Genomic DNA, 23,505 nt, shown 5'->3' with positions numbered 1-23,505 from the left:
TACTATGAATTTAAAGCCTTATTTAAAAACAACAACGACGATTCACGCAAATCACGAAAACGTGTCTCAACCTCTGCCGTATAATCGGTAGCCGACACAATCATATCGTTATCACCTGCTTTGCTCAAACGTTCCACATCTCCCCATAAGGATTCCGCCAATTCACGGTTACGTGCGTCAATTAAACCGTCCGCCATTTGGAATTCCTTTCGGAATAATAAAGAAAACACGCAAAGATGGAACGATCTGCCTATGCAATATTTAGCATATTTCACAAAATTCAGAAATTCCAAAGGCCCTGCATCCAAACGGTAATCGAATGTTCGGGTATCTTTTTGGAAAATCATATAGATGTTACTCGACACGATACGGTAACCATGCTCCACGGCATATTCCCGAGCCGCATTCTTACCAACTTCATGGTCAAACGGATCGTAATAGAATACATACTCGCCTTTGATCAAAGGCGAGTCACCCGCAAGTTTATTCCATTCTTCTACATCAAGCAGCATAGTCGGGTCGAGAACCACGGGCAGATTTGAATCAAAGAAAGCCGCCGTTCCACTGTCTCTCACTGCCACAGCCTGATAGGTTTTCACTTCTCTTCGCACACGCTCGGCAAGATGTGCCGGTATGGTTTTCCGTCCGTTCGGTCCCATGCTGGGAGCATAAGCGATCTTCTTTCCGTTCCGTACAAAATCGAGGTAATAATACCATTCAAACTCAAAGCATCCGGTATTCCAAATCTGGTCGCCTCCGGCTATATAATAGTCGAAAGTGCCACATTCTTCATTGATTTTAGATGGGTCGCAACAATAGGGTGTCAGGCGCATATAGTCGTGCGCAAACGACTTAAATTTGTCCACCTTTCGCTTCATCTGTTTATTGTATGGAAGCCAACAAAGTGATTCTATCCAACGTTTCACCGGATGACGGCTTACCAAAATCGGCAAGCGATAGCCATCTACCTGCTTTTGCGGCTGGTAATTGATGATGCTGCAATCATATCCCATATCGCTTACCACCCGTTGCAAGGCATAAGCCAATAGGGCGGAACCGTAATTGGTCGCGGCATGAAAATCCACTATTCCTACTGTACCTTTCATTATTTTCTGATTATTTTTTTGATGCAATACTTCATTTTACTTTTCAGAATTCTGTCCATCCATGTGATGCGAAAGGCTGCTTCAAAAGAGCAATACCGGGCTAAGAACCTGAAGCAACGGGTTCGTCCCGTACGGCGAGTGGGCGCGTTGAGTTGCGCATTGCCCGCGATGGCATCTTCTACTGGTTGCCGATGGCTATGCACGTCTGCTTGCATCAACGCATAAAATGCCGTTCCTTTGTCCGTATTCACCAAAACGACCGAAATGCCGTTATCGGCCTCACGATGTACTTTTTCATCTTTCAATCCCCAAAAGTCGCCGATAGATATATCCGATATGCGCTGCCGATAGGCATAGCGGCATTGATAGCAACTGTTACGATAAGAATTTCCAAAAAAGAAAGCTGGATAATAGGAATTGGAATAATCTATTCCTCGTTCAAAGATGAAAGGCTTGCCATCTTTTTTAAAGCCTCGACATTCTAAACAAAAATCTCCTTTTGCATGATTACGAAAAGACAAATAAGTTACCTTGGTAGGCTCTATATCACGTATGGCATGACGCAGAGATGCGTGCAAACTTTGCTGTGAGGGAACGCCATGGCATATCAAATCAACAGTCAACAAGTTGTCATATTCTTGCCTTAAATAATTTTTTACGCCGGCTACTTGGCAGGGAGTCCCGATAAAGAGCACTGTCAGACCTTCAAGAACATCTTTCTTTAACGCTTGATAAAGGTCTCCCATCTCGCTTTGCACATATTTGAAGCCTTTCAGTTTCTCCACGTCCTCCATAGTGGCACAGCGCATATGTTTCACCTGAAGTCCATGGGCTGCGCATCCATATACAACACCACCTTTACTGATGACGGATTTACTTATGGCGGTGGCCATCCCTCCACTGGTAGCAGACATATAATCCGTCTCATTTTTCGTCCATGCGGCATAGCAATCCATAGGTGGATACATCGGCAACGGATTCAACGATGGACATATCTTGTCACAAAGTTCGCAATCGACACACTTGTCTTCGTCAATTGCAGGTAAAATCTCACCCAAGAATCCTTCGGTCACACCAATGGCATGTTTGGGACAAACATTCAAACATGCCAAACAGCCTGTACATTCTGGGACAGCACACAAATGTTTCTTCATCTTTTCAGCATTCTTTCACTTCAAAAGGTTTATTGTGTACCATGGCGGCAGTTTGCGCGAAAGCGCTTTTATACATCTTGCCGCTTTTACACAGATACACGGCTTCCGCATCCGCGATAAGCAGAAAGTCGAGGAATGTCTTCATATTGACGTCATCATCATTATCGTAATCAATATGCCCCACCTTACCGGGAATCACATATACATGAGACAAAGCGGCAGCTTGCGCTAAAAAAGTGGAACTGTCCGCCGTTACCAAGATTCTGTCATGCGAAGGTGCGGTTTTCGCTATTTGTGAAATGGCATGCAGGCATTTTTCAATCAGTGGCTGACGCTCGGTTACCGGAAGTGCCGCTCCCGTACAATCAGTAAAATCTCCCAATAAAGTGGTAAAACGAAATGAGATGGAAATATATTTCCCTCCTATCTGTTCCTTGTGGTAATCTATCAAATTCTGTAAACGAGGAGCCGGTTTGAACAACTTGCCGAATAGTTCTGCAAATCGGCTGTTGCCATATCGCATATTGGTATATACGTGCAACTGGGCATTTGTTTGTACTAAATGCTCATCCAGCCACTCGCCAAGCAGTTCCGGTAATCTTGGCTGTACCGTAGGTACTGCCAAGACAGGAGCTATGAGGCATTGTTTGACAGCTACCTCACAAGGATTATACGAAATATCCTCATCGGCAATCTGCCAATCGTATTCGTTGGGTATCAGGTAATTCTGCAACCGGAACGGATGGCAGAAATTTATCTTGAACGGTTTGGAGTGGTCGCTACACCAGGCGTAAAGCGACACAATGCCTTTTAACCTGTCAGCCAGTCCGCCATGCCAAGTGTATCCGTTGGCCATATAAATGACGGTAGACCGCTTGTTTCCGCAGATTTTGTCCGTTGATTGGTAATGAATCTTCGTCAGTTTGCGCTCACCGCTATATTGCCGTTTCAAGAAAAACTTCCATGCTCCGATAATTTCTATCTGGAGGTCATACCACTTCATTTTTACCGGATGAAGAAACCTGCTTTTGATATATGTTAATCCCATAATGTTCTGTATTCTTTTACATCTTCTTCCGTGACACAGCCGAGTTTAAAGATATAAGTGTCTTTAAACTTGTTGGGCATACACAACACGGCGTTTGTGCCGCTCACAACTCCGGCGACAAGACAGTCACATTGTGAAACAATATACATGGAGCGATAATATTGCTTTGTGATTTCAAGAATGTCACGTTTCTCTTCTCTATTTATTTGCATCAACAGCTTACCATGGTTGTCCCTGTATTTTTCCTGGGTATTGGGTATCAGTTTCTCGCCAAACTCTTTTTCGAACATCCGGTATATGCGTTCGTCTTCCGTAGCGCAATAAACCATGTTGCAGTTATGTTTCTTCATCATGCATCTTACTTGCTCGATCGCCATTTGTGGAGTGGGTTGTTTTTCAATTCCAATCAAAGGTGTGTCAAAATAGTCAGTTCCACGGCATATACATGCAACAATGCGGTTGTTTCCGTTAAAAGCATCAGGCAGCCCTTTTAAAAAATACTCCTTTAATGCTTTTGTGGGCCGGATATATTCCGTTGTGACGGATTTGAGTTTTTCTTTTGTGGCTTTGTCGGCAGATGAAACATCCCATATCGTATATTTGCGATTAGGGAAAGGACTATCTGTGCTGAATTTAGCATGTCTTGAGCCGTACACGTCATTTAGCGTATACCCGCAGGGTTGCTCAAAAAAGTATTCCCATGGGTTTGTGCCATCGTTGCGCAAGTATGGATTCGGGAAATCCCTCCAATTGACAACTGGTGTCAGGCCATTGTCAAGTGCATACATTATATGTGCTCTTGTTTTGTTTGCCATACTGAAGAAGCCTTCGTTTTTCATTGTAATACCGATTACATAGAAATACAGGTTCTTGTTTTTACCCCCCCCCCCATATGCTGTATAATTGTCTGTATTTTAGTGATTTAATGGTATGCTTTATTCGAAAAGCCAATCGCCATACACGACCACCTGGTCCAAAAAGTCTAAGTTTCATGAATTCCTTGAATTTTAAATGTCCTTTTATAATTTAATCCGAAATGCTACAAAGGTATGATGTGAACCTACCATTCTACAATCTGTAGTATACACCCGATCTTCTTCGGCAAGTTAAGTGAGCGTAGGTTGCAGTGTACTGGTGTCATATACCTAAACCAGAAGGTTCGCGTCTCAATATTCCGGCTTTTATCAAGAGTTTCTTGATCCTGCGGTAGATACCATAATGTCCTAAGCATAATTGCCATAGGCGATAGCGTTGGAAATATGTCTTCTTGTATTCTGCTGCATCGGCCCGCCGGAACGACAGCACCACTACGGGATAATCGCTCCGCCGCTCGTCTTTCCCCAAGGGCTGCCAGAAATAGCTGCGCAGACCGTAGTCCGACGGGTCGCGATAGGGGCGTATGCCGTGTTTGCGAACAACGATGTCAAGTAACGACTGATCGTCACGATGCACTTTAAAAATCGGGTCATTAGGTATTGTCTCATCAAAACGTTCACATGCAATGTACTTTTCCACTATACATAAGTTAAGCCATTCTTGAATCAAGGCGACGGTTTTGGTATTCTTTTTCATAAAGATGAATCCACTTAACACCTGCGGCAAATCGGGATTCTCCACATAAAGCCACCTAATGACTTCCGCTTTTGTGTACTCTCGTGTGGTAGCCCAAAGCAGTTGGAACACCATAAAGTCTTCACCATCTGTTATTGCATGGTCTGTCAACTTATGTACATCGTCTATAATCTCTGCACCGCAGTCACAATAAAACAGCCAATCACCGTCTTTGATATTGTCAAGTGCCTTTAAAATGATATAAGGCTTCCAAGAATGCATGCCTGCTCCGAATTTGTATTTAAACAAATCAGGATGAGCTTCAATGAATTCGGGGATGCTTGCTGAACCATATTCAAACACTTCATCCACTTTTCCAAATTTTTTGAGTGAATCGGTATTTACTTTGCGACGGAATTCGTATGCTGGATCAGCGTAGTTTACTGCGTATAATTTGTAGCTATTCATTCGTTGATTTTTTTACTTTTTGTAAACAGAAAAGTTCCTTCTTTGATACTATATGATAGTAGTGTGATAATAAACACAATGATTGCTCCACAATAGTCATAAATTGGGTTTATGAATGTATTGTCTTTTATCAATCGTGTGATGAAAAATATTACTGACACGTGCATAATGTAGATTAATAGAGTGTAATCTTGACCTATTTTTGAATAAAACATAGGTGACTCTTTATCATCGACAAGATGGAGAGAGAAGTCGCTTTTCTATGTGTATCTCCGATGAAAATACCGTAATATATAGCTTCCGTTTTTTGTCCAATAGCACAGCGGAGGCGTTTCATCTTGTTGGGGTTGGAAAGTATGACGGTGTCTGAATACAGTGAGTTTACGGATGTTACTATTAAGCGAGTCTGTTCACCTTTAGGACAGTAAACTTTTATTTCAGCCCCTATAATAAAAGCTTTGCATTTGGGATTGTCCACACTAATGGAATAATCTGCTGCGGAAAGAGGCAAGGCATCACCCTTGGCATAAAGTAAGAAAGATTCCTCTCCCGATGTATTTATCCAATAATCGTAAACGAAATCTTCCGATGTATTCATCAATTTAATCAGGCTGAATGGTTGCTCTTCTTTACATTCAAATGCTTCCACTTCTGTGAGGCCGGCATTTGCGCCCCTGCTGTTTATAATGCGTATGGTGAAAAAATCCACATCTTCTTTTCTTACATGTATGCGTGTTGGATAACCGTCTGTCCTTAAAGAATATTGGGTAGGTTTCTCATTGTTAAATGAGATAGATACTTTCTCCACCACATTGCTGTTCCAAGTATTCTGATAAAGCAGAAGATATTCAATACGTGATGGATTTGCCAAGGTAAAAGTAACTTTCTTTTCTTTATCCGTTTCTTCCGGTATCCATGCTCCCTCGGTGGGGAAGCTGTCACGATTCAACATAAAGGTCTCACTTTTATCATAGAGTAAGAAGTCGTTCAATTTGCTTCCCTTGCCGGATGAAACCTGAATGGTAGCCTGTAGTAGTAAAGAGTCTGAACGTCGTTGCCATGCCACTTTATCGGCATTGAAATTGATAGCTCGCATTGCAGCTCCCTGTGACTTGAAGGTTTTATATTGCCGGAAAATATCTGAACGGAGTAGACTTCTGTTCAATAGGTGTGCTGCTATGGGCAGACGCAACCGTTCTTCCCACGGATAGGTTTCCACCGTAGCTTTCTTGTAAAGTGTAGAACGGATATTATTTTTGTAATAATCTGGATAAGATTCCCATGTAGTTCGGTAAGCATAGCTCTTCATCACCATAGGACGATACTTTGACTTTGATTTTAGCACTTTTCCCAAAGCCTCATCAATGGCAATAGTTACAAGATGATGTTCTTCATGGTAATCGTAATCACTACCAAAAATAATATCTGGTTTTTGCAGCAATATAATCTCTTTTAGGTCGTTCACCATATTTTCTCTTGTTAAGGCTTGACCTTCTTTATATGCAGGAACATTCTGCGTACCTTTAGTTACGGTAGGTATGTTCGCCTTTTTACTATGTATAAATCCATATCCAAGGAATGTGACATTAGAGTCCGGAATGCCAATGTGTTTGCACAAATTTAATGCTTCAGTATATCTAAAACCTTGTATTGTTCCGTTTGTTATGGCATATACGATGTGTACAGTGCTACCATATTTGATAAACTCTTCAAAAATACCGCCCAGCACATTGATTTCATCGTCTTGATGGGGTACTATCAGCAATACTTTTTTGTTGCCATAACATGTTGTTTTCCCATTATCAACATCTTCAAAATCGTGTGAGGTTTTTGCGAATGGAAGCCACAGAAGATACATTACCCAAGGAATAAGGAACAGTGTGGCAGCTAATGTAAAAAGCAATATGTTGGGAGTATCCGAACAAAATGCTAATAGTATGAATTGTGATAGCAATGATATACCATATAGGCTTAATTTGAAATGTATGCCCTTTAACACCATGGCAAAATCAATGATGATGATGGTTTCTATGCTTAGTATCAAAGAAAGTATCAGATGTAGTATCATTTTTTATATATTAATATGTCCTAAATGCCAGTCTGTTCCGGTCCTTACCACCTTTGCCGGACTACCTGCCGCGATGCAATGAGGTGGGAGGTCTTTTGTTACGATGCTTCCTAAGCCTACGGTTGTATGTTCTCCTATTGTTACGCCTTTCATCACGTTTACCCCTTTGCCGAGCCATACATGCTTGCCTATGACGACCGGTTTCGAGGGGTTTAACGGATTGCCTTGCAGGTCTGTGATAAGGTGGGTATCTGATGCCCAAATCTCAACCTTCTCTGCAAACATACACTCTTCACCGATTTCCACACGGTTGCCCTGTCCCATTAGTACTATACTTGTGCTCTCGTCTATCAGAGAACCTCTTCCGACTGTAATTTTGCATCCATTTCCCTTCATAAATACATTAATCATAGCTTTACAACCATCATACACTACCTCATTGTCATTTCCTATAATCTTTATCCCTCCGAAGAACATCTTTGCCCCGTTGCGCACGATGATGCGGTTGTTTTTACCCGTAATATTAATAGATGTGTGAGTGACGGTACTGTTTTCAACTTTGATGCAGTTGTTGTCTTGCGGATCTCCTATATTGTAGGTTATCCATTTCATATTGGCTTTTTTTAGAGAAAACTGCCGGTTGAATCTACATGTAATAGTGTCTGTGATATAATGAAAATATTTTCTTACCATAAATCTTGTAGTTGTGAATTAAGTTTCCAAAGCAATAGGGACAGGCCTATAGTCATCATTATGTCGATGGAAATTTTGTCAAACACATTCATTTCGGGAGAGAAAATCAGCTCGGCTATTACCGCTGCTATAGTATTGCCAACATATATATCCAAAGTGTGTGTACCAATCCAATTGAATAGTTTGTTCTTTAAGACTCCCCATTTATCAATGAGTATATTTGCTATTTGGATGGCGAGGAGCACAGCACATGCGGAAAATAGGTAGTGATGTCCTTGAAAAAAGAAAGCAACACTTAATAGAAACAAAGGAATGGTGACCTTATAAGGCAAATCTTCTTTGTTACTGAGGGCACACTGCATACCCAGCAGATAAAGAGGGAAACGGGCGACCGCATTATCATACTGCCATCTTCCGGTTCCTAAAAATTCCTCTTCCAAGACAACAACCAAACTGATGAGTATCACTAACCCCCAACTACCTTTTTCCAAAAGCATTTTTAGTAACGGGCTGACAGCATAGAATAGGAGCAAGGTGGAAAGATACCATTCGGGCAGCAAGTCAGGGTTGTAATAGAATGAAAGTGATGTGATATTGAGCAGGAATATATCTAAACCAAGATTTCCCACTCCTAATATTAAATTTATTATACATACAGAGCTTATCATGATAATCCACAATGGAAGGATTCGCCGGAGCCTATGTATATAGAATTGTTTTATGGAATTGTGGGCAAGCGACTTGGCAATGCCATATCCGCTCAGCAACATGAAGACATCTGTTCCAGCATATCCTACATTCAACCGACCGATGTGTATGCCACGTAGGCACAGATGATAGCAAATGACGCCCAGGATAGAGAGGCACATTAATGTAGTTCTGTTTCTGAACATTAGTTTTGTTTTATGGCGTAAATTTTCTTTCTGATAAAAGCGCTTGTTTTCTCTCTCTCACCTTTCGTTAAGGCAAAAAACCATGAAGTAATCGCTATTGTTAGGGTGGATACGATACTTGTCCCGAACAAACGAATCCAACCTTGTTCCATACCGGATAGGAATGCAAAGCATACAAGAGTTGAGATACAGGTTACAATCAAGACTCCTCTTAACGTATGTTTGAAAAAATATCCGAATGTTATTCCGATAAAGGGTTTGTTTACTGTAATGCGTGGAATGAAAATCAACAGATAAATGACATTTGTAACTGCTACAGTCAAAATGGAATTGCCTGTTATCTCAAGTACTATGTAGGAAGCAATGAGAATTAGCAGTTGGGCCACACTGATGATAATCTGGAATTTGCGGATTTTTCCGGAAGCTCTGTTTAACGTCTCATTTGAGTTTAGTAGTGTTTCAACTAAGGTGTTGAGAAATGTCAACTGGACAAAAATACCAGCGTAAGTAGGCACTTCTGTCAGCCATTTGGAAAGAAAAAAATCAACTTCGAACATGCATGGAAGTGCGATGAAGAGAAATAGCAGGTATGAGAATTTTGCTCCTCTGCAAACCAGTTTTGTTGTATATGCTATATCTCCGGTTGCATACGATTTTGTTATCTGTGGATTTAATGCTGTAGTGAAATTTCGAGAGAAAGCACCTACTGTCCCATTGATTTGAGAAGCTATACCACGGGCTGCATTGATTGCCGTACCAAAGTGCATGTTAAGCATGATGCCCACTCCTTGACTGCTTAGCATGGAAGTGCAGGTTGTCAGAAAGTTCCATCCTGCAAAAACGAACATGTCTTTGAACAAGACTTTGTCAATATGTGTAGAGTATTGGCATTCGGGGAAATTCTTCTTACAATATATCCAGTACATCAATTGAATGGAGACAGATACAGCAAGTACAAGAATCCCATAGAACACCAGTTTGTCAATGGGGCTGGCAGCAAGCGATAGGGATATGCCAAACGTCAAAAAGACCTTGGCTATGGTAACGAAAGCAAATGCTCCCATTTTCTCGTGCGAGATAACCGAAGCACTATAAGGCACGCTAATCATCTCAAGAACAAAAGAGAGAAGGGAGAACTGATAAATCCAATTTGCAACAGTCATACGGTCTGGTTCGATATTCAGCTTTGTATTGACAAACCATAAGCCTATGGTCTCGCTCAACAGCACTACTAACAGAGCAAGAAGAAGAAGAATATTTAGGGATGTGGAGAATGTTTGCTGCAACTTTTTCGGATCATTCCTGCCTAATTCAAATGTAAGGAAACGGCTCACTGCCTGTGTCATGGTGGCTGTCACCATATAAAACATGGACACAAAGCCTCCTATAACATTATAGACACCATAATCTGATACTCCCAAATTGGCGAGTATCAAACGGGTAGAATAGAAACTGATGCCTACAGTGAACAGCATGCGGGCATATAGAATCAATGTGTTTTTGGCTAATCGTTTGTTATTTTGTGATTGAATCGACATGTTTTGCATATACTTTGAACTTTTGCAAATAGCGCAAAGCATAATGTTACATTATGACTTTTTTGTTTGCAACATTTATATAATGATATTCACAAAAATGGTGATTATATTTTGGAATATGCAAACATTATTGTTTTTGTGTAAATATTTAGTTGTTTTTGACGATCCACCTCTCTATGTTCCTCATCTTATTGCTGAAATTGATTCCAATCTTGAACAACTTCCGTGAATCCGTCTCGAAGGGGCGGGCGTAATGCTTTTCTTCTATCTGGGCGATGGCCTCTTCGGCGGTGCCTTCCAACTTGAACTCCATTACGTAGATGTTTTTACAATTTCTGTATCTCGAAGGGTACTTCTATCTTCGAGAAACGGGTATAGAACGGTATCAGGAACTTGATGAACCCTTCTTCCACTTCCCGGTTGGGAAATCCGAGGCGGTATAAGCCAAATTCTTTGTCATATTCCTTGATGGTGAGATAACCGCTCTGGAAGATGACCGGTATGGGCTCTTCGTCACCGTAGATGCTGTTCAGCACGTCGGCATCAGTTTCCTCGTGCGCCATGCGCTCCAGGTCGTAATGGTTGTTTTTGAGCAGCTCTACCAGATAGGTGGGGATGCCGGTTTCGAACCAGTAGTTGTCGAACTTTTTGTACTTAAAGGTGTTGCAGGCTGAAAGGGTTGTAGATGCCTTCCGTGTTTTCTACAAAGTGGTAGCCCTCGTAACAAGATTTCAGTTCTTGGTATGCCTCCTGGTATGTCATTTTCTGTGCGGCTGCCAATTCGTAGATTTCTTCTTTGAAGTTGTCGTGGATTTTGACCTTTCCGAATTTCGTGACTCCTGTAAGCAGGGCGAACTTGATGCAGCCGTCTATGGTTTTTAATACCCCGTAGAAGGGTTTCAGCGTGTTGCGGAATTCGCGTTGCAGGTAGTGGTTGCCGATGGCTTGCAGCAAGGGCCTGTCGTACTCGTCGATGAGGATGGCCACTCGCTTGCCCGTCTGCTTGTAAGCGTGTTCAAGGATACTTTTGAAGCGTAGCGCCAAGGTGGTTTCCGCTATCCCCGTGCTGTAGATTGCTTCCCATTGCGAGAGGGCATTGTCTAGAATCTTGTCCAGGCTGTCCGGTGTGTCATATCTTCCAATGTTCAGGTCCAAGTGTAGCACGGGGCGTTTCACCCAGTTTTTTTCCAGCTTTTCCATTGCCAGTCCTTCGAAAAGCTCTCGCTTGCCTTGGAAGTAGGCTCCCAGGGTAGATATGAGCAGACTCTTGCCGAAGCGGCGCGGGCGGCTCAGGAAGTAGTAACTGCCGCTGTTCACTAACTTGTGAATAAGGGCCATCTTGTCTATGTAGACCTAGCCGTCGTTGCATATTTTTTCGAAGTTCTGTACTCCAATCGGATATATTCGTTGCTGCGATTCCATATTATCGTTTTTGCACGGTTCTACTTGCAAAAAAAACAAATTCCCTTCCGCTTTTCCTAATTTTCACATCGTTGTTTCAAAGTCAAGTTGACACCTGTGTCACCCCTTAAACATAAATACATGTTACGCGCGCGAGGCAAATTATCAATATGCACAAACTTGTATTGTTTGTGTGTGATAAATATCAGCCTATAGAAAGTATTGGAAAAAGGGTGCCACAAGTGTCATCGCTTTGGGTGAAGTTAAGGTTTCAGGACTCCTGTATGGATTCTGTAATGCCTTAAATCACTTTCCAGGCAATCGGCTACTTCTTGCTCGAACCTTTCCCTTTCCGAATTTGTTTTCTGAAAAGACCTCCAGAAATGCGTTATGGCATGTATCTGGTTGATGTTGTTACTCAGCCCTTTTTTAAAAGGTTGTAAGTTTTGGTACTCATCATCGTCTCTTGGGCGATGGTTGCGTTGGTCAGACGTCTGCCGTTAACCAACTGCTCACTCTGGAGTTTGCAGAGAAAAGCTCCGAATGCCGGTGCGACCGGCTCTTTCTTTGTCATGTTGACTCTTTTAATTGTTAAACAATAATAAAAACAAGCGGAATCATTTCCATATAGTGGAAATGGTAAAGCTTGTATATCCGGGTTCTTATGTGTTCCTTCGCATCGCAATTTTAATTATAAACAGAATCAGCAGATATGGAAAAACATCATGTCAGCCTTTTCAGAGGCTATTCGGACACAGAACCGATAGAAACTTCTCTTGAAGAAGTGGTCAATATCATCAAATGCGACGCAGCCTTGCGAGACCGCACCGAAAAACATCGCTACTACCTGCAACAGGAACTGAAACGGGATGCCGACCGGGAGAAATCCGGTTGTCCCTGCTTTGCAGTCGCCGTCAGCTTTGAGGGTGGGAAGACCCGCGAAAATATCCGTACCTGGACGGGATATACTTTGGTAGACCTGGATCACGTCACTCCCGAACAGATGTCTGCCACACTGGCATTGATTTGTGCTGACGAGCATACATTGCTGGCCTATACCACCATCAGCGGTCATGGCATCCGTATCATCTGCCACATCGAGGACCTGAACGGAATGGAAAGCGGGAAGGCTTTCAGACAATATACCAAGTGTTTCAATGCTGCCAATGAGTATTATTCCCGTTTGGTGGACTTCAAAAGCGACAGACAGTGCAAGAATGCCACCCGCATCAGCGGACTGGCTTCTGACCCCAATGTGTATTATAATCCGGATGCCGATTCCCTTGTGGTGCAGAGCACTCCGAAAGCGCCCCGTCCGCGGGATGGCGGTGCCGGAGCCGTGCCGGTCAAGCGCAACAAGCGCCTGGAAAAGGCTGTGAAAGCTGCCGGAAGCCTCCTGGAAGAGGAGGGGGTGAGCTACTGCGAACATCATCGTAACGAATACGTGATGCGGATGGGATATCTGCTCAACCAATACGGAGTGGCGCAGAAGACAGCGGCAGCCTGGGCGCTGGAACGCTTTCCCGATTACGACGGGGATGTGGTTGCCGTTATCGCTTCCTGCTACGCGAATACCGGAGAGCATGGCACCCGCTCCCTTGTCCGCAGGGGAGAGGGCGATGAAAAGTTTGCCACGGTGGCGGATATCGAGCAGTTCCTTTCCGGACAGGCAAGATTCCGCAAGAATACGGTGAGCGGCAAGTTCGAAGTCCTGATGGCCGATGGCGGAGAGGAGTATGCGGAGCTGACCGACCGCTACGTCAACACGTTGTGGAGCCGCATGAACAAGGCAGGGATGCTTGCCCGCATTGCGGACATACGTTCCGTGCTCGATTCGGAGTACACACCGCTTTTCAATCCCTTTGTCTCCTATATGGAGGGGCTTCCTGCCTGGGACGGTGCTACCGACCCTATTGCCCGTCTGGCTGCCGGCGTACACGTGAAGGATGACCAGGAGCTTTTCGGTGTCTACTTCAAGAAGTGGCTGGTGGCCACCATTGCTTCGCTGCTCGACACTAAGGTGGTGAATCATGAGATTCTGGTATTCATCGACAAGCAGGGCATCTACAAGACCACTTGGATGCAGCGCCTGCTTCCCACTGAGCTGCAGCGTTATTTCTATGTAAAAAGCAACAATCAGCGCGTCAGTAAGGACGACCTCTTCACGCTGACTGAGTTTGCCTTGGTATGTCTGGAGGAGCTGGAGGAAATGACCTCCGCGCAGGTCAGCCAGCTGAAGGCCATCACCGCCATGAAGGTGGTGAACGAACGTGCCGCCTACGGACACTTCAAGGAGAGTCGTCCGCACATTGCCAGCTTTTGCGGAACAAGCAATAATGTCACTTTCCTCAATGACCTCAGCGGTAACCGCTGTTGGCTTCCCTTTGAGGTAGAGGCCATTGACAATCCCTTTGACTGCCCCATAGACTATGCCGGGGTATATGCGCAAGGATATGCCCTCTGGAAGAGTGGTTTCCATTATTGGTTTGAACCGGAGGAGATTGCTGCCATTAATCTTCATAACCGTAATTTCGAGGTGCCCTGCCTGGAACGTGAACTGGTGCAAGTATATTATCGTCATCCCAATCCGGGCGAGCGTTGCGTATTCCTCACCAATGCCCAGATGCTGGGGCGTATCAACATGGGTATCCGTCAGACTTTGAGTGCCACGCGCCTCGGCATGGTGATGAAGCAGGAAGGCTACGAAGCCGTGCGCTACAAAGGATGCCGCGGTTACCGCGTGGTGGAGCTGAAGGGGGAAGAGATTGCCAATGAGCAATACCTGAAGGGAAGAGCGACAGAATAGAGTTTAGGGATTAGTGATTAATCGCTAATCCCTCATCGCTTATCCCTAATCCCTATTCCTACGGTCTTCCCAAATATCTGAATATAAGTTCCACCTGCAAGGAGGTGAATATTTTCTGGGAGCCTTTGTAGCCGGTATGCCGCAGGGCTTCGTCCAGCTCCAAATTCAGCTTCATCCATTTGGACAAGCGGTTGAGTGCGGATGCCGGTGAAATGGTGGGGGCGTATGCCTCTGCCAGTTCACGTTTGTAATAGGGGCGGACGGGCCACTCTTTGCCGGGGATATTTTCGTAGTCTTCAACGTACTTCATAAACAATGTTTTAACAGGTTATTACACTGTAAATGTACGGAATTTTTTCTGTATATCCATTGCCGGAATCCGGTATAATCTTACCTAATCTCACATTTTCCCACATCCCTTCATATCACTTCACCGCATCTCTTATTCTGCCCGGAGGTACGTCGTATCTTTGTTCTGTCAGACGATGAGGGGTGAAGATTAGTAATCGTGACGCGCGAAGATTAGTAATCGTAAGCCCCTGGGATTAGTATCGTCGTTTTATGTTTAATTTTTAACTTGTAATTTTGATTTATGATTAACTACAGTATCGTGATGCGTGGCAATCCTACCGATAAGACGGTTGCCAAAAAAGCGTACGCAAGTGCGCAGTATTCGGAAGTGATGGACATCAACCGCTTTGCCGAGCATATAGCCAGTCATGGCTGCGTGTACAAGCGTTCGGACATCGTTGCCATCCTCACCATGTCCGTGGATTGTATGCGGGAGCAGTTGCTGGCCGGACAAAAAATCCAGTTGGGCGACCTGGGGAGTTTCTACATCAGCATCAACAGCATCGGCGCGGCTTCTGCCAAAGAGTTCAATCCTGCCATCCATATCCGTAGGCTGAATGTGAACTGGACCTGCGGCCAGCGTTTCGGAGAGCTGCTGGATGAGGCGGAATTCAATCTGGTGGCAACCCGAAGTGCAGCCCGTGCCGTGGTGAAAGCCTTGAAGGCCGGAAAGACTACCGTGGACCTGACCGGAGCCACTGGCGGGGGTGAAGATGCCGGTGGAGGCAGCAACCCGGGAGGTGGTTCGGATGGAGACCAGGGGGAAAATCCGTTAGGATGAAACGAAAAGACAAAAGAGAGAAAATAAATATGTTCTTCTGTCTAAAAAATGCAGCTAACCATAGTATTTAATTCCTTAATTGCAAATTGTTATGAGTGAGAAAACAAAATCAAAATCTGTATGGGGCATTGTCCTCAAAGTGATTATTACCGTGGCCACTACCTTGGCCGGAGTGTTTGGCCTGACTTCCTGTATCAACCGTTAGCCGGATGAAAGCAGGCAGTTTCTATCAGAACTATCGGGAGGTAACCCTCCTGGTAGTTCATTGTAGCGCTACGCGCTGTGACCGTCACTTCTCGGTGGAGGCGCTTCGCCGCAGTCATCTGGCACGGGGCTTTGCCGATATCGGTTATCATTTCTACATCACCCGTGACGGCGAGGTGCATATTTGTCGTCCGGTTCATCAGATTGGAGCCCATGCCACCGGCTGGAACGACAAGAGCATCGGTATCTGCTATGAGGGTGGGCTCAACGAGAAAGGTGTCCCTGCCGATACACGTACCTATGCGCAGAAATGCTCTTTGCTCGACTTGCTTCGGCAGCTGAAGACCGACTATCCCAATGCCCGTATTTCAGGGCATCGGCAACTCAGTTCCTCTATCCATAAGGCTTGTCCTTGTTTTGACGCCAAAAGCGAATACGAGACAATTAAAAATTAATTCTCTCCACGTATCCTATCGGCATGTCCACATGTGCGCAGCCCAGCATATCCAGCCGGACTGCCACTTTGCTTTTTCCTCCTATCATGACCAGTTCTCCCTCCAGTCCGGCAAGAGGACCTTTGATGACTTTCACGGCATCACCCGCAGCCAGGGGGGTGCTACAAATCTCTACTGTTTCCGGACTGTAATCCAGCATGAAGCGGAAACGTTCCATCTGTTCCTCCGGGATGACGGCGGGACGGCTCTCGCCGCGCAACACCATGTACCGGCTGACGGCTTGCAATGTCAGCGGCAGGGGACGCTCCTGCAGAGAGACGTGTACGAAAATCATCATCGGGATGACCAGACGGTCCACTTTCTTGCGCCGGTCGCTCCATTGGCGTATTTCGCTCTGTACGGGTAGGTAGCATTCCACTCCCATGGCTTTCAGCCGTTCGGCAGTCTTCTTTTCCAGACAAGACTGTACGTATGCCACCAGCCATTGACGACGGGGAGTAGGGGATGTTGTATCTTCTCGGTTCATTCTGATTTTCTTGATTTGTAAGATGTTTTTCTGCAAAATGCTGCTGCGACCAGCAGAGGTCCGGGCGCGCTACGCGGTCGCCTGTCACATTGGGGAGGTGATGGGCGAGACTGATTATGAATTTAAAATTATAAATTAAAAATTAGACACTCAATTATTTACTCTCAACTCTTAATCGTTTATCTCTGGCTCAACTGTATCCGTATTTCTTGCCGTAACCGTAATACTTTCCGTATTTGCCGTATCCGTAATAATAACCGTATTTTTTCTTCTTCATGTCGATTCCGTTGACCACTGTGCATAAGTTGGGGAGACGATGGTGTTCCTGAAGCTCGTTGATGAGCTGGTAATCGGTCTTATGCGTATAGTCTGCACGGCAGACGTAGATGCTGGCGTCTGCTACGCGCGAAAGGATGAGCGTGTCGGTCACCATGCCGATAGGAGCCGTGTCCAACACTATGTAATCGTATTCTTGGCGTAGCGTATGGATGGCGTCTTCCAGCGACTGGCGTGCCAACAGTTCCGTAGGGTTGGGTGGTATGGGTCCACCTGGCAGCAGGCTGAGGCTGGACGTGATGCCGGAAGGCTGTATCAGCGCATGAAGGTCTGTGGATTTGGGGGCGGCAAGGTATTGGGTGATTCCTTTTTCTTTGTGTGAAAGATGGAACAACTTGTTCAATCCCGGTTTGCGTATATCCAGTCCTATCAGGATAACCTTCTTGCCGAGCAGCGCCAGACTGAGGGCGAGGTTGGAAGCTATGAAAGTTTTGCCTTCACCGCTTATGGTGGAGGTGATCAGGACGACTTTCTTATCCGGATCGCCCATCATGAAGAGCAGGTTGGTGCGCAGGCTGCGGAAGGTTTCCGTCATGATGTCGTTATCGTTTTCGCGTACGGCAATGGCAGACTCTTCGTGCTTGCTTGAGCCGGTAAGGGGGATGTCGCCGATAATGGGAACCTTTGTGAGCTTTTCCACATCGGTATGCCCTTCAATGCGGAAACGGAGCTGGTTCAGCAGGAAAATGATGCCCAAGGGAATGCCGATGCCGATGACAAAGGCAATCATATAGATTTTTTTGCCTTGGGGAGAAACGATGCCGGCAGGCATGGGTTCTTCGATAATGCGTCCATTGTTGGCGGTTGCAGCCAGTGTGATGGCGTTTTCCTCGCGTTTCTGCAGCAGCATGATGTAGAGGGTGGCCTTGATTTCCTGCTGGCGTGCGATACTCATGAACTCCTGCTCCTGCTTGGGGGCGTTGCTGATGCGGCTTTCGTACTTGCGCGACTGCCGGTCGATGTTGCTCCGGGTGATTTGCAGGCCTTTCAAAACACTGTTTACGGTGGTTTTCACATTGTGGCGCATGGCCTCGATCCCCGTGTTCAGATTGATGATGGCGGGATTGCTTTCGGAGGAGGTACGTAGCAGGCGCTTACGCTCCACGATGAGATTGTTGTACTTGTCTATGGCGGAGGTCAGGTTCATGTCGCTCAGTCCTACGTTGGCGGGGATGATCTCGTCGTTGTTTGCAGGATTGTTGATGTAGTCGCGCAGATAGTTCACGAGGTTGATTTGGGTGGCGTTCTCTGCATATTGCTGTTCATACTTGGAACTTTCCTGAAGGGCAAGCTGCGCGTCGCTGCTGATGTCGGTCAGTCCGGCGCGTTGCTTGAATTCCGCCAGTTCGGTTTCGGTGGTGCCCAGTTCGTGGTTGATGATGCTGATACGTTCCTCGATGAAGTCGGCGCTTTTCTGGGCCACTTCATTCTTTTCGGTGTTGGTATCCTGGTTGTAGAGTGCTATCAGCTCTTGGGTAAAATCGGAAGCCCGCTGTATGTTGGTATTTTGTACACTGATGGCGGCGATGGTACTGGTGTTTGATATGGGAGCTACGCTCAGACCGGCCCTATAGCCTGCTGCTGTGGCGGTAGGGGGACTGATGACGGCTTTCAGCTTGACCGGTTCTTGGAGAGCCGGCAGTGAATCATTGTGCGATATGGTGATGACACCTGCAGGGAGCGGCAGGATGGCAGGCAGCTTATCGAAGGATTTGGCCGTTTCCTGCTCGGAGCCGTTCTGCACGTAGGAGGCTGTTACGGTGAGTTGGCCGGTGGGGGCATATGCCAGTTGCAGCCGGATGTTCCCCTCCAGCTTGTCGGCTTCCTCGGCGGTCATGAATACGTCGAGAGGAGCATTTTTATAGAGGGGGATGTCATAACCGAAAGATTGTTCCCTGGTGATACTGGTGTAAAGGTTCAGGCGGGACACCACCTTCTTGATGAGTGTCCGTGACTTCAGGATTTCCAGCTCGTTGTCGAAATTGCTGGTCATGGAAAGCATGCCGAAGTCCTGCATGGCAGACAAGGCATTGTTGCCGCCTTTCTTGTCGTCTTCTTTAATCAGGATGGAAGAGGAGACTTCGTAGACTGGAACTTGGTAGCGCAGATAGGCAAAGGCCAATCCGGCGCATATCAGTACGCTTGCCACAAACCAGGGCCAGTGGATGACGTATTTGAAAAAGATGGCCTGAAAGTCCGTCTTTTCTTCTTTTTCGTCCCAAAAATCATCGTATAAATCTTCTTTCATAGTGTTTTGCCTCTTGATGTTAGTTCTTTAATTCCTTATCTTACAATGTTGACAATCAGACTTGCGAGCGAGACGAGAGAGGTGACCACGGATATCCAGATGGTGGTACTGTTACTGACGCTTGCGTTCTTAGCCTTGGTCTTGTTCGGGGCTACATAAAGAATATCATTCTGTTGCATGTAGTAGTAAGGGGAATGGAGGATGTTCTGCTCGTTCAGGTTCAGGCTGATGACATCTCTCCGGCCATTGTTGTCTTCGCGGATGAGCTTGACGTTGTTGCGTATGCCGTAGATGGTCATGTCGCCTGCCATGGCAAGAGCCTCGAATATATTCACTTTCTCGTTGCTGATGGTGAAAGTGCCGGGGCTGTTCACTTCGCCTAGGACGGATATCTTGTAGTTTGGCATACGTACGGTGACAATGGGTGTTTCCTTGAGGTAGGGACGCAGCTTTTCACGGATGAGGTCTTCGGCTGCGTTCTTGGTCAGTCCGCCTACTTTCAGCCTGCCTATGACGGGAAAGTCTATCTCGCCGGCATTGTCTACCAGATATTGTTGCAGGGCAGGCTGCGATGTGGTGGACGTACCGGTCTGGGCCATGTTGCTGTAGGTCTGCATGGTCAGGTTGAACGGTGCGGCGGCTTGCGGGTCAGTGGTGTTGATGGTAATGTTCAGCAAGTCTTTCGGCTGGATGCGTGCGTCGTAGAGTGTATCTTGTTGGCTCACTTCATTGATGACGATTTCCTTGTAACTCTTGTCGGTGAGCGATTCGTAGCTCTGCAGATAAGGCACTTTCTTGTAGGATTGGCAGCCCGCCAATGCAAGTGCCGCCATCAGGATAACTATACTTTTCTTTTTCATGCTTTCGTATATGATTGACAATTATTTTCCTTTTTCAATTCTTGATTCTCAATTTAATAAGCTTTCTTCTCGCCTTGGATGGCATTCTTCACCGTCTTGTATATGATGTATAAGTCCAGCAGGAAAGTCCAGTGCTCCAGATACCATACATCGCGCTCCACGCGCCCTTCCATCTGCCATAGCTCTTTGGTCTCGCCCCGATAACCGGTGACTTGTGCCCAGCCGGTGATGCCGGGCTTTACCAGATGGCGGACCATGTATTTGTCGATAAGGCGTGAATACTCTTCGGTATGCTTCAGCATGTGGGGGCGCGGACCCACAACGGACATTTGTCCCAGCAATACATTGATGAATTGGGGAAGTTCGTCAATGCTGGTACGCCGTATGAAATTTCCGATTTTAGTTTTGCGCGGGTCATTGGCTGTGGCTTGCAGTTTGTCGCTGTCTACATTGACATGCATCGAACGGAATTTATAGCACCAGAACTCTTTTCCGTTTTCTCCGCTCCGCTTCTGTTTAAAGATAACGGGACCCCGGGAAGACAGTTTGACGGCTATACCTATAATGATATAGACAAAAGGAAACACGGTGCAGAGAAAGAGGAAGGAGAAAAGGAGGTCGAAGGCTCTTTTCTGCAGACGGTTCTCTATTTGCGCCAAAGGTTCCTCGCGGATAGTGAGTACGGGAACATTGCCGAACATCTCGAAGTGCATGCGGCGGTGCAGGTAGTTGCGGATATTGGGCACACTGTAGAAACGGATCAGGTGATTCTCGCAATAGTTGATAATCGGGATTATCTCGTGGCTACACGCAGAAGGCAGGCAGCAGTACACTTGCTCTATATGGTGTTGCTGTAAATAAGCGACCGCTTCTTTGGGGTGACCCAGGTAAGGGACATTTGGGGGGAATTCGTCAGAGGGTGAATCACAGAAATAACCGACAATGCGGAAGCCGGTGGCAGGATCTCCTGCCATTTCTTGATAGAGCTCCGTCATGTTTTTGTTGCTTCCGATTAGGATGACAGTACGTGAATTTCCCCCGTGTAGCCGGTATTTTTTCAGGAAATATCGGAACAGAAGTCGATATATAGTGAGGCAGATGAAAAAAACACTATAAAAGCAGACGAAAAATCGGAGTGAGCTGGTACCTATGTCTGCTAAGGTAGCCAAACTGATGAATAGTGCGGCGTGGAGAGTTGTATTACGGAGAGCCCGGTGTACAATGCGCTCCGGACGTACGATGCGTTTGTACAGTACAACGCCGTTAGAATAGTTGCACAGCAAATAGACAAGATTCAGCAATACCAATAGCTGGGACAATGAATGAGTAAATTCATTGCCCAGGGTTTGGTAGTCAAAAATATGATATAGTGAGATGAAAATAATATTCAGTAGACACAAATCGCCACAGATAATGACGAATTTGATCGCTTTATTGAAGTACAGAACTTGTTTCATTATTCACACTCATTCAAAGCTTGTCACCTCCTAAACATAGCATGGAAAGAGAAAAGCTCGCCCGTTTTAATTTGTTTAATTATTCTCTTACTTACAAGGTAAGAGAACACAAATTTCGGATGCAAAGATACAAAAAAAGATTATAATAATTGCGAAAAATAAATTTATATTTTATTTCTATATATCTGTCTTAAACTGGTATATGCCTTTATTGGAGGATCTTATATAATTACATTTGAAGAATTGCTCCTAGAGGTGGAAACAATTGCAAATACAAGATGAAAATAGCATCTTGTATTTTAATTACATATAGAGAGCTTTAATGTAAAATACCTTTTAATGCTTGATTAAGAAGATATTTGTAATAAATACAATTATCTCTTACCTTGTAAGTAAGAGAGCGATACTTTCCATTACCTTGTAAGTAAGAGAATACTACTACCTAATAAAAGTATTCCCATGTCTATGAGAATACTTTTACAAAATAGGTTCTTATGACTTGTCGTTTTTGTTTGGATGAATTGTTGCGATTACTTTTTTATTTGCTTTACTCATTGCATTATTATCAAAAGAGGCGAGGTAAACGTGGGTCACTTTTTCAGAAGTATGTCCTAAACTTTCGCTGATGACAGAAATGGCAATCCCTTCGTCTTTGGCAGTGGTGGCCCAGCTGTGTCGGGCGACATAAGAGGTTAATGGAGTATTTAGCCGTAGCATTTTCGAAAGTGTATGTAAATGTTGGTTGTAGAGTCGTAAGGCACTTTTGTATTGTTTATAGCCATCTTCCCCGGTCAATGATAATATCGGTAGTAAATAGGGAGAGGAAGTGGTTTTGTTCTTATACCTGTTTATTATCTGCGCTGCATAAGATTCTATGTGTACGGACAACTGCTGACGGGTCTTATGCCGGTAATAATAAATAGTGTTGTGTCTGACGTCCGTTTGGCGTAGATGTGCAAGGTCTACGAAAGGGATGCCTCGTAAATAGAAACTTAGCAGAAACAAGTCGCGGCTGAAACGTAACGCCGGCCTTTTCTCTAAATCAAGGTTCATCAGGCGGCGGATGAGTAGAGGGGAGATGGCACGTTTGACAGTAGGTTCGTAGCCCGTAAATACATAGGCAAACAAATCGTCCACATTGTGTTTGAAAGGAATGCCTTGCTCGGCAGCTTGGTGGGAGATGGAACGGAGCATGCGCATATAGGTTGATATGGTGTTGTGGCGCCGCCCTTCGCCGAGCAATCGGTCTTCGTATTGCTTGATGAGGTTGGGGGTAAGTTCTTCAAAGGTGATGGAACGGTTGCCGGTGAAGCGGAGAAAACTGTTCAGTGTACTGGTGTATATGCCGGAGGTGCTATAGCGTCCGGTTTGCCTTATGCTTCGTATCAGTGAACTCGTAAATGTATATATAGAAGTCATAATCTGAATTTTAAGTTTTAGAATTGCATATAAACGCTTCCGGGACTGAAAAGATTTCGTCCCGGTGGAACTTTTCTTCAGGAAGAAAAGAGGGGTTTCCGTATAAAACTCAGATATGTGGCCTTCGGGCAGACAGGAGGAG

20 protein-coding genes and 1 pseudogene are annotated in these 23,505 nt (G+C 45.2%); 4 read left to right on the top strand and 17 right to left on the bottom strand.

Annotated features, from left to right (window positions below; all coding sequences use genetic code 11):
* Positions 1-2 precede the first annotated feature (2 nt).
* The 11 genes and pseudogenes from HUX74_RS01860 to HUX74_RS01810 form a co-directional block, all read right to left on the bottom strand.
* A complete protein-coding gene (locus HUX74_RS01860) occupies positions 3-1,106 on the bottom strand; it encodes a polysaccharide pyruvyl transferase family protein (RefSeq protein ID WP_057281826.1) in 1,104 nt (367 codons plus the stop codon).
* On the bottom strand, positions 1,106-2,260 hold the full coding sequence (locus HUX74_RS01855) for a Coenzyme F420 hydrogenase/dehydrogenase, beta subunit C-terminal domain (RefSeq protein ID WP_174646107.1): 1,155 nt from the start codon (positions 2,258-2,260) through the stop codon (positions 1,106-1,108). The genes HUX74_RS01860 and HUX74_RS01855 overlap by 1 nt, the downstream gene beginning before the upstream one ends.
* Positions 2,261-2,264: 4 nt before the next feature.
* A complete protein-coding gene (locus HUX74_RS01850; protein WP_174646106.1) occupies positions 2,265-3,308 on the bottom strand; it encodes a hypothetical protein in 1,044 nt (347 codons plus the stop codon).
* A complete protein-coding gene (locus HUX74_RS01845; RefSeq protein WP_174646105.1) occupies positions 3,299-4,147 on the bottom strand; it encodes a hypothetical protein in 849 nt (282 codons plus the stop codon). The genes HUX74_RS01850 and HUX74_RS01845 overlap by 10 nt, the downstream gene beginning before the upstream one ends.
* Positions 4,148-4,445: 298 nt before the next feature.
* Complete coding sequence (locus tag HUX74_RS01840) at positions 4,446-5,327, bottom strand: hypothetical protein (RefSeq protein WP_051642915.1); 882 nt, start codon at positions 5,325-5,327, stop codon at positions 4,446-4,448.
* A 196-nt stretch (positions 5,328-5,523) separates the two neighbouring features.
* Positions 5,524-7,395, bottom strand: coding sequence for a PIG-L family deacetylase (locus HUX74_RS01835; protein WP_174646104.1), 1,872 nt, complete (start codon positions 7,393-7,395; stop codon positions 5,524-5,526).
* A gap of 3 nt (positions 7,396-7,398) precedes the next feature.
* Positions 7,399-8,007: an acyltransferase gene (locus HUX74_RS01830; protein ID WP_174646103.1), complete on the bottom strand. Its 609-nt coding sequence runs from the start codon at positions 8,005-8,007 to the stop codon at positions 7,399-7,401.
* 74 nt (positions 8,008-8,081) lie between these two features.
* Positions 8,082-8,981, bottom strand: coding sequence for an acyltransferase (locus HUX74_RS01825; RefSeq protein WP_174646102.1), 900 nt, complete (start codon positions 8,979-8,981; stop codon positions 8,082-8,084).
* On the bottom strand, positions 8,981-10,519 hold the full coding sequence (locus HUX74_RS01820; RefSeq protein ID WP_174646101.1) for a lipopolysaccharide biosynthesis protein: 1,539 nt from the start codon (positions 10,517-10,519) through the stop codon (positions 8,981-8,983). Before HUX74_RS01820 ends, HUX74_RS01825 begins: the two co-directional genes overlap by 1 nt.
* 148 nt (positions 10,520-10,667) lie before the next feature.
* A pseudogene (locus HUX74_RS01815) lies at positions 10,668-11,941 on the bottom strand (AAA family ATPase).
* 397 nt (positions 11,942-12,338) lie between these two features.
* Entirely contained in the window at positions 12,339-12,494 is a 156-nt protein-coding gene (locus HUX74_RS01810) for a hypothetical protein (RefSeq protein ID WP_172685026.1), read from the bottom strand.
* A gap of 138 nt (positions 12,495-12,632) precedes the next feature.
* On the opposite strand from HUX74_RS01810, the gene HUX74_RS01805 reads away from it, so the two are divergent.
* The gene (locus tag HUX74_RS01805; protein WP_174646100.1) at positions 12,633-14,726 is read left to right on the top strand and encodes a BT4734/BF3469 family protein; all 2,094 of its coding nucleotides are present in this window, start codon (positions 12,633-12,635) and stop codon (positions 14,724-14,726) included.
* Positions 14,727-14,784: 58 nt separating this feature from the next.
* Here the strand turns inward: HUX74_RS01805 and HUX74_RS01800 are convergent, their stop codons facing one another.
* Positions 14,785-15,036, bottom strand: a complete 252-nt coding sequence (locus HUX74_RS01800; RefSeq protein ID WP_057088277.1) for a DUF4248 domain-containing protein — start codon at positions 15,034-15,036, stop codon at positions 14,785-14,787.
* Between the two features lie 282 nt (positions 15,037-15,318).
* Between HUX74_RS01800 and HUX74_RS01795 the strand changes: the two genes are divergently transcribed.
* The 3 genes from HUX74_RS01795 (at position 15,319) to HUX74_RS01785 (ending at position 16,517) form a co-directional block, all read left to right on the top strand.
* Positions 15,319-15,858, top strand: coding sequence for a DNA-binding protein (locus HUX74_RS01795; protein ID WP_174646099.1), 540 nt, complete (start codon positions 15,319-15,321; stop codon positions 15,856-15,858).
* Positions 15,859-15,949: 91 nt separating this feature from the next.
* A complete protein-coding gene (locus HUX74_RS01790; RefSeq protein WP_005828021.1) occupies positions 15,950-16,063 on the top strand; it encodes a smalltalk protein in 114 nt (37 codons plus the stop codon).
* Positions 16,064-16,067: 4 nt separating this feature from the next.
* A complete protein-coding gene (locus tag HUX74_RS01785; protein WP_174646098.1) occupies positions 16,068-16,517 on the top strand; it encodes an N-acetylmuramoyl-L-alanine amidase in 450 nt (149 codons plus the stop codon).
* Here HUX74_RS01785 and HUX74_RS01780 read toward each other — a convergent pair.
* The 5 genes from HUX74_RS01780 to HUX74_RS01760 all read right to left on the bottom strand — a co-directional run bounded on the left by HUX74_RS01780 (position 16,507) and on the right by HUX74_RS01760 (position 23,363).
* Entirely contained in the window at positions 16,507-17,043 is a 537-nt protein-coding gene (locus tag HUX74_RS01780) for a UpxY family transcription antiterminator (protein ID WP_174646097.1), read from the bottom strand. The two genes, HUX74_RS01785 and HUX74_RS01780, sit on opposite strands and share 11 nt — an antisense overlap.
* Before the next feature lie 190 nt (positions 17,044-17,233).
* The gene (locus tag HUX74_RS01775; RefSeq protein WP_174646096.1) at positions 17,234-19,627 is read right to left on the bottom strand and encodes a polysaccharide biosynthesis tyrosine autokinase; all 2,394 of its coding nucleotides are present in this window, start codon (positions 19,625-19,627) and stop codon (positions 17,234-17,236) included.
* 35 nt (positions 19,628-19,662) lie between these two features.
* Positions 19,663-20,487, bottom strand: a complete 825-nt coding sequence (locus tag HUX74_RS01770; RefSeq protein WP_174646095.1) for a polysaccharide biosynthesis/export family protein — start codon at positions 20,485-20,487, stop codon at positions 19,663-19,665.
* 53 nt (positions 20,488-20,540) lie between these two features.
* Complete coding sequence (locus HUX74_RS01765) at positions 20,541-21,944, bottom strand: undecaprenyl-phosphate glucose phosphotransferase (protein ID WP_174646094.1); 1,404 nt, start codon at positions 21,942-21,944, stop codon at positions 20,541-20,543.
* 492 nt (positions 21,945-22,436) lie between these two features.
* Complete coding sequence (locus tag HUX74_RS01760; protein ID WP_174646093.1) at positions 22,437-23,363, bottom strand: site-specific integrase; 927 nt, start codon at positions 23,361-23,363, stop codon at positions 22,437-22,439.
* Positions 23,364-23,505: the final 142 nt, after the last annotated feature.

The organism is Bacteroides sp. Marseille-P8574 (assembly GCF_902825465.1).
In the GTDB taxonomy this organism is placed as follows: Bacteria; Bacteroidota; Bacteroidia; order Bacteroidales; family Bacteroidaceae; genus Bacteroides; species Bacteroides uniformis.
This window is presented reverse-complemented; position numbering and strand designations above follow the sequence as displayed.

What these genes read in the sequence shown, in the direction of transcription:
- HUX74_RS01860 (WP_057281826.1), bottom strand. Translation starts at nt 1,106, where the DNA reads ATGAAAGGTACAGTAGGAATAGTGGATTTTCATGCCGCGACCAATTAC.
- HUX74_RS01855 (WP_174646107.1), bottom strand. Translation starts at nt 2,260, where the DNA reads ATGAAGAAACATTTGTGTGCTGTCCCAGAATGTACAGGCTGTTTGGCA.
- HUX74_RS01850 (WP_174646106.1), bottom strand. Translation starts at nt 3,308, where the DNA reads ATGGGATTAACATATATCAAAAGCAGGTTTCTTCATCCGGTAAAAATG.
- HUX74_RS01845 (WP_174646105.1), bottom strand. Translation starts at nt 4,147, where the DNA reads ATGAAAAACGAAGGCTTCTTCAGTATGGCAAACAAAACAAGAGCACAT.
- HUX74_RS01840 (WP_051642915.1), bottom strand. Translation starts at nt 5,327, where the DNA reads ATGAATAGCTACAAATTATACGCAGTAAACTACGCTGATCCAGCATAC.
- HUX74_RS01835 (WP_174646104.1), bottom strand. Translation starts at nt 7,395, where the DNA reads ATGATACTACATCTGATACTTTCTTTGATACTAAGCATAGAAACCATC.
- HUX74_RS01830 (WP_174646103.1), bottom strand. Translation starts at nt 8,007, where the DNA reads ATGAAATGGATAACCTACAATATAGGAGATCCGCAAGACAACAACTGC.
- HUX74_RS01825 (WP_174646102.1), bottom strand. Translation starts at nt 8,981, where the DNA reads ATGTTCAGAAACAGAACTACATTAATGTGCCTCTCTATCCTGGGCGTC.
- HUX74_RS01820 (WP_174646101.1), bottom strand. Translation starts at nt 10,519, where the DNA reads ATGTCGATTCAATCACAAAATAACAAACGATTAGCCAAAAACACATTG.
- HUX74_RS01810 (WP_172685026.1), bottom strand. Translation starts at nt 12,494, where the DNA reads ATGACAAAGAAAGAGCCGGTCGCACCGGCATTCGGAGCTTTTCTCTGC.
- HUX74_RS01805 (WP_174646100.1), top strand. Translation starts at nt 12,633, where the DNA reads ATGGAAAAACATCATGTCAGCCTTTTCAGAGGCTATTCGGACACAGAA.
- HUX74_RS01800 (WP_057088277.1), bottom strand. Translation starts at nt 15,036, where the DNA reads ATGAAGTACGTTGAAGACTACGAAAATATCCCCGGCAAAGAGTGGCCC.
- HUX74_RS01795 (WP_174646099.1), top strand. Translation starts at nt 15,319, where the DNA reads ATGATTAACTACAGTATCGTGATGCGTGGCAATCCTACCGATAAGACG.
- HUX74_RS01790 (WP_005828021.1), top strand. Translation starts at nt 15,950, where the DNA reads ATGAGTGAGAAAACAAAATCAAAATCTGTATGGGGCATTGTCCTCAAA.
- HUX74_RS01785 (WP_174646098.1), top strand. Translation starts at nt 16,068, where the DNA reads ATGAAAGCAGGCAGTTTCTATCAGAACTATCGGGAGGTAACCCTCCTG.
- HUX74_RS01780 (WP_174646097.1), bottom strand. Translation starts at nt 17,043, where the DNA reads ATGAACCGAGAAGATACAACATCCCCTACTCCCCGTCGTCAATGGCTG.
- HUX74_RS01775 (WP_174646096.1), bottom strand. Translation starts at nt 19,627, where the DNA reads ATGAAAGAAGATTTATACGATGATTTTTGGGACGAAAAAGAAGAAAAG.
- HUX74_RS01770 (WP_174646095.1), bottom strand. Translation starts at nt 20,487, where the DNA reads ATGAAAAAGAAAAGTATAGTTATCCTGATGGCGGCACTTGCATTGGCG.
- HUX74_RS01765 (WP_174646094.1), bottom strand. Translation starts at nt 21,944, where the DNA reads ATGAAACAAGTTCTGTACTTCAATAAAGCGATCAAATTCGTCATTATC.
- HUX74_RS01760 (WP_174646093.1), bottom strand. Translation starts at nt 23,363, where the DNA reads ATGACTTCTATATATACATTTACGAGTTCACTGATACGAAGCATAAGG.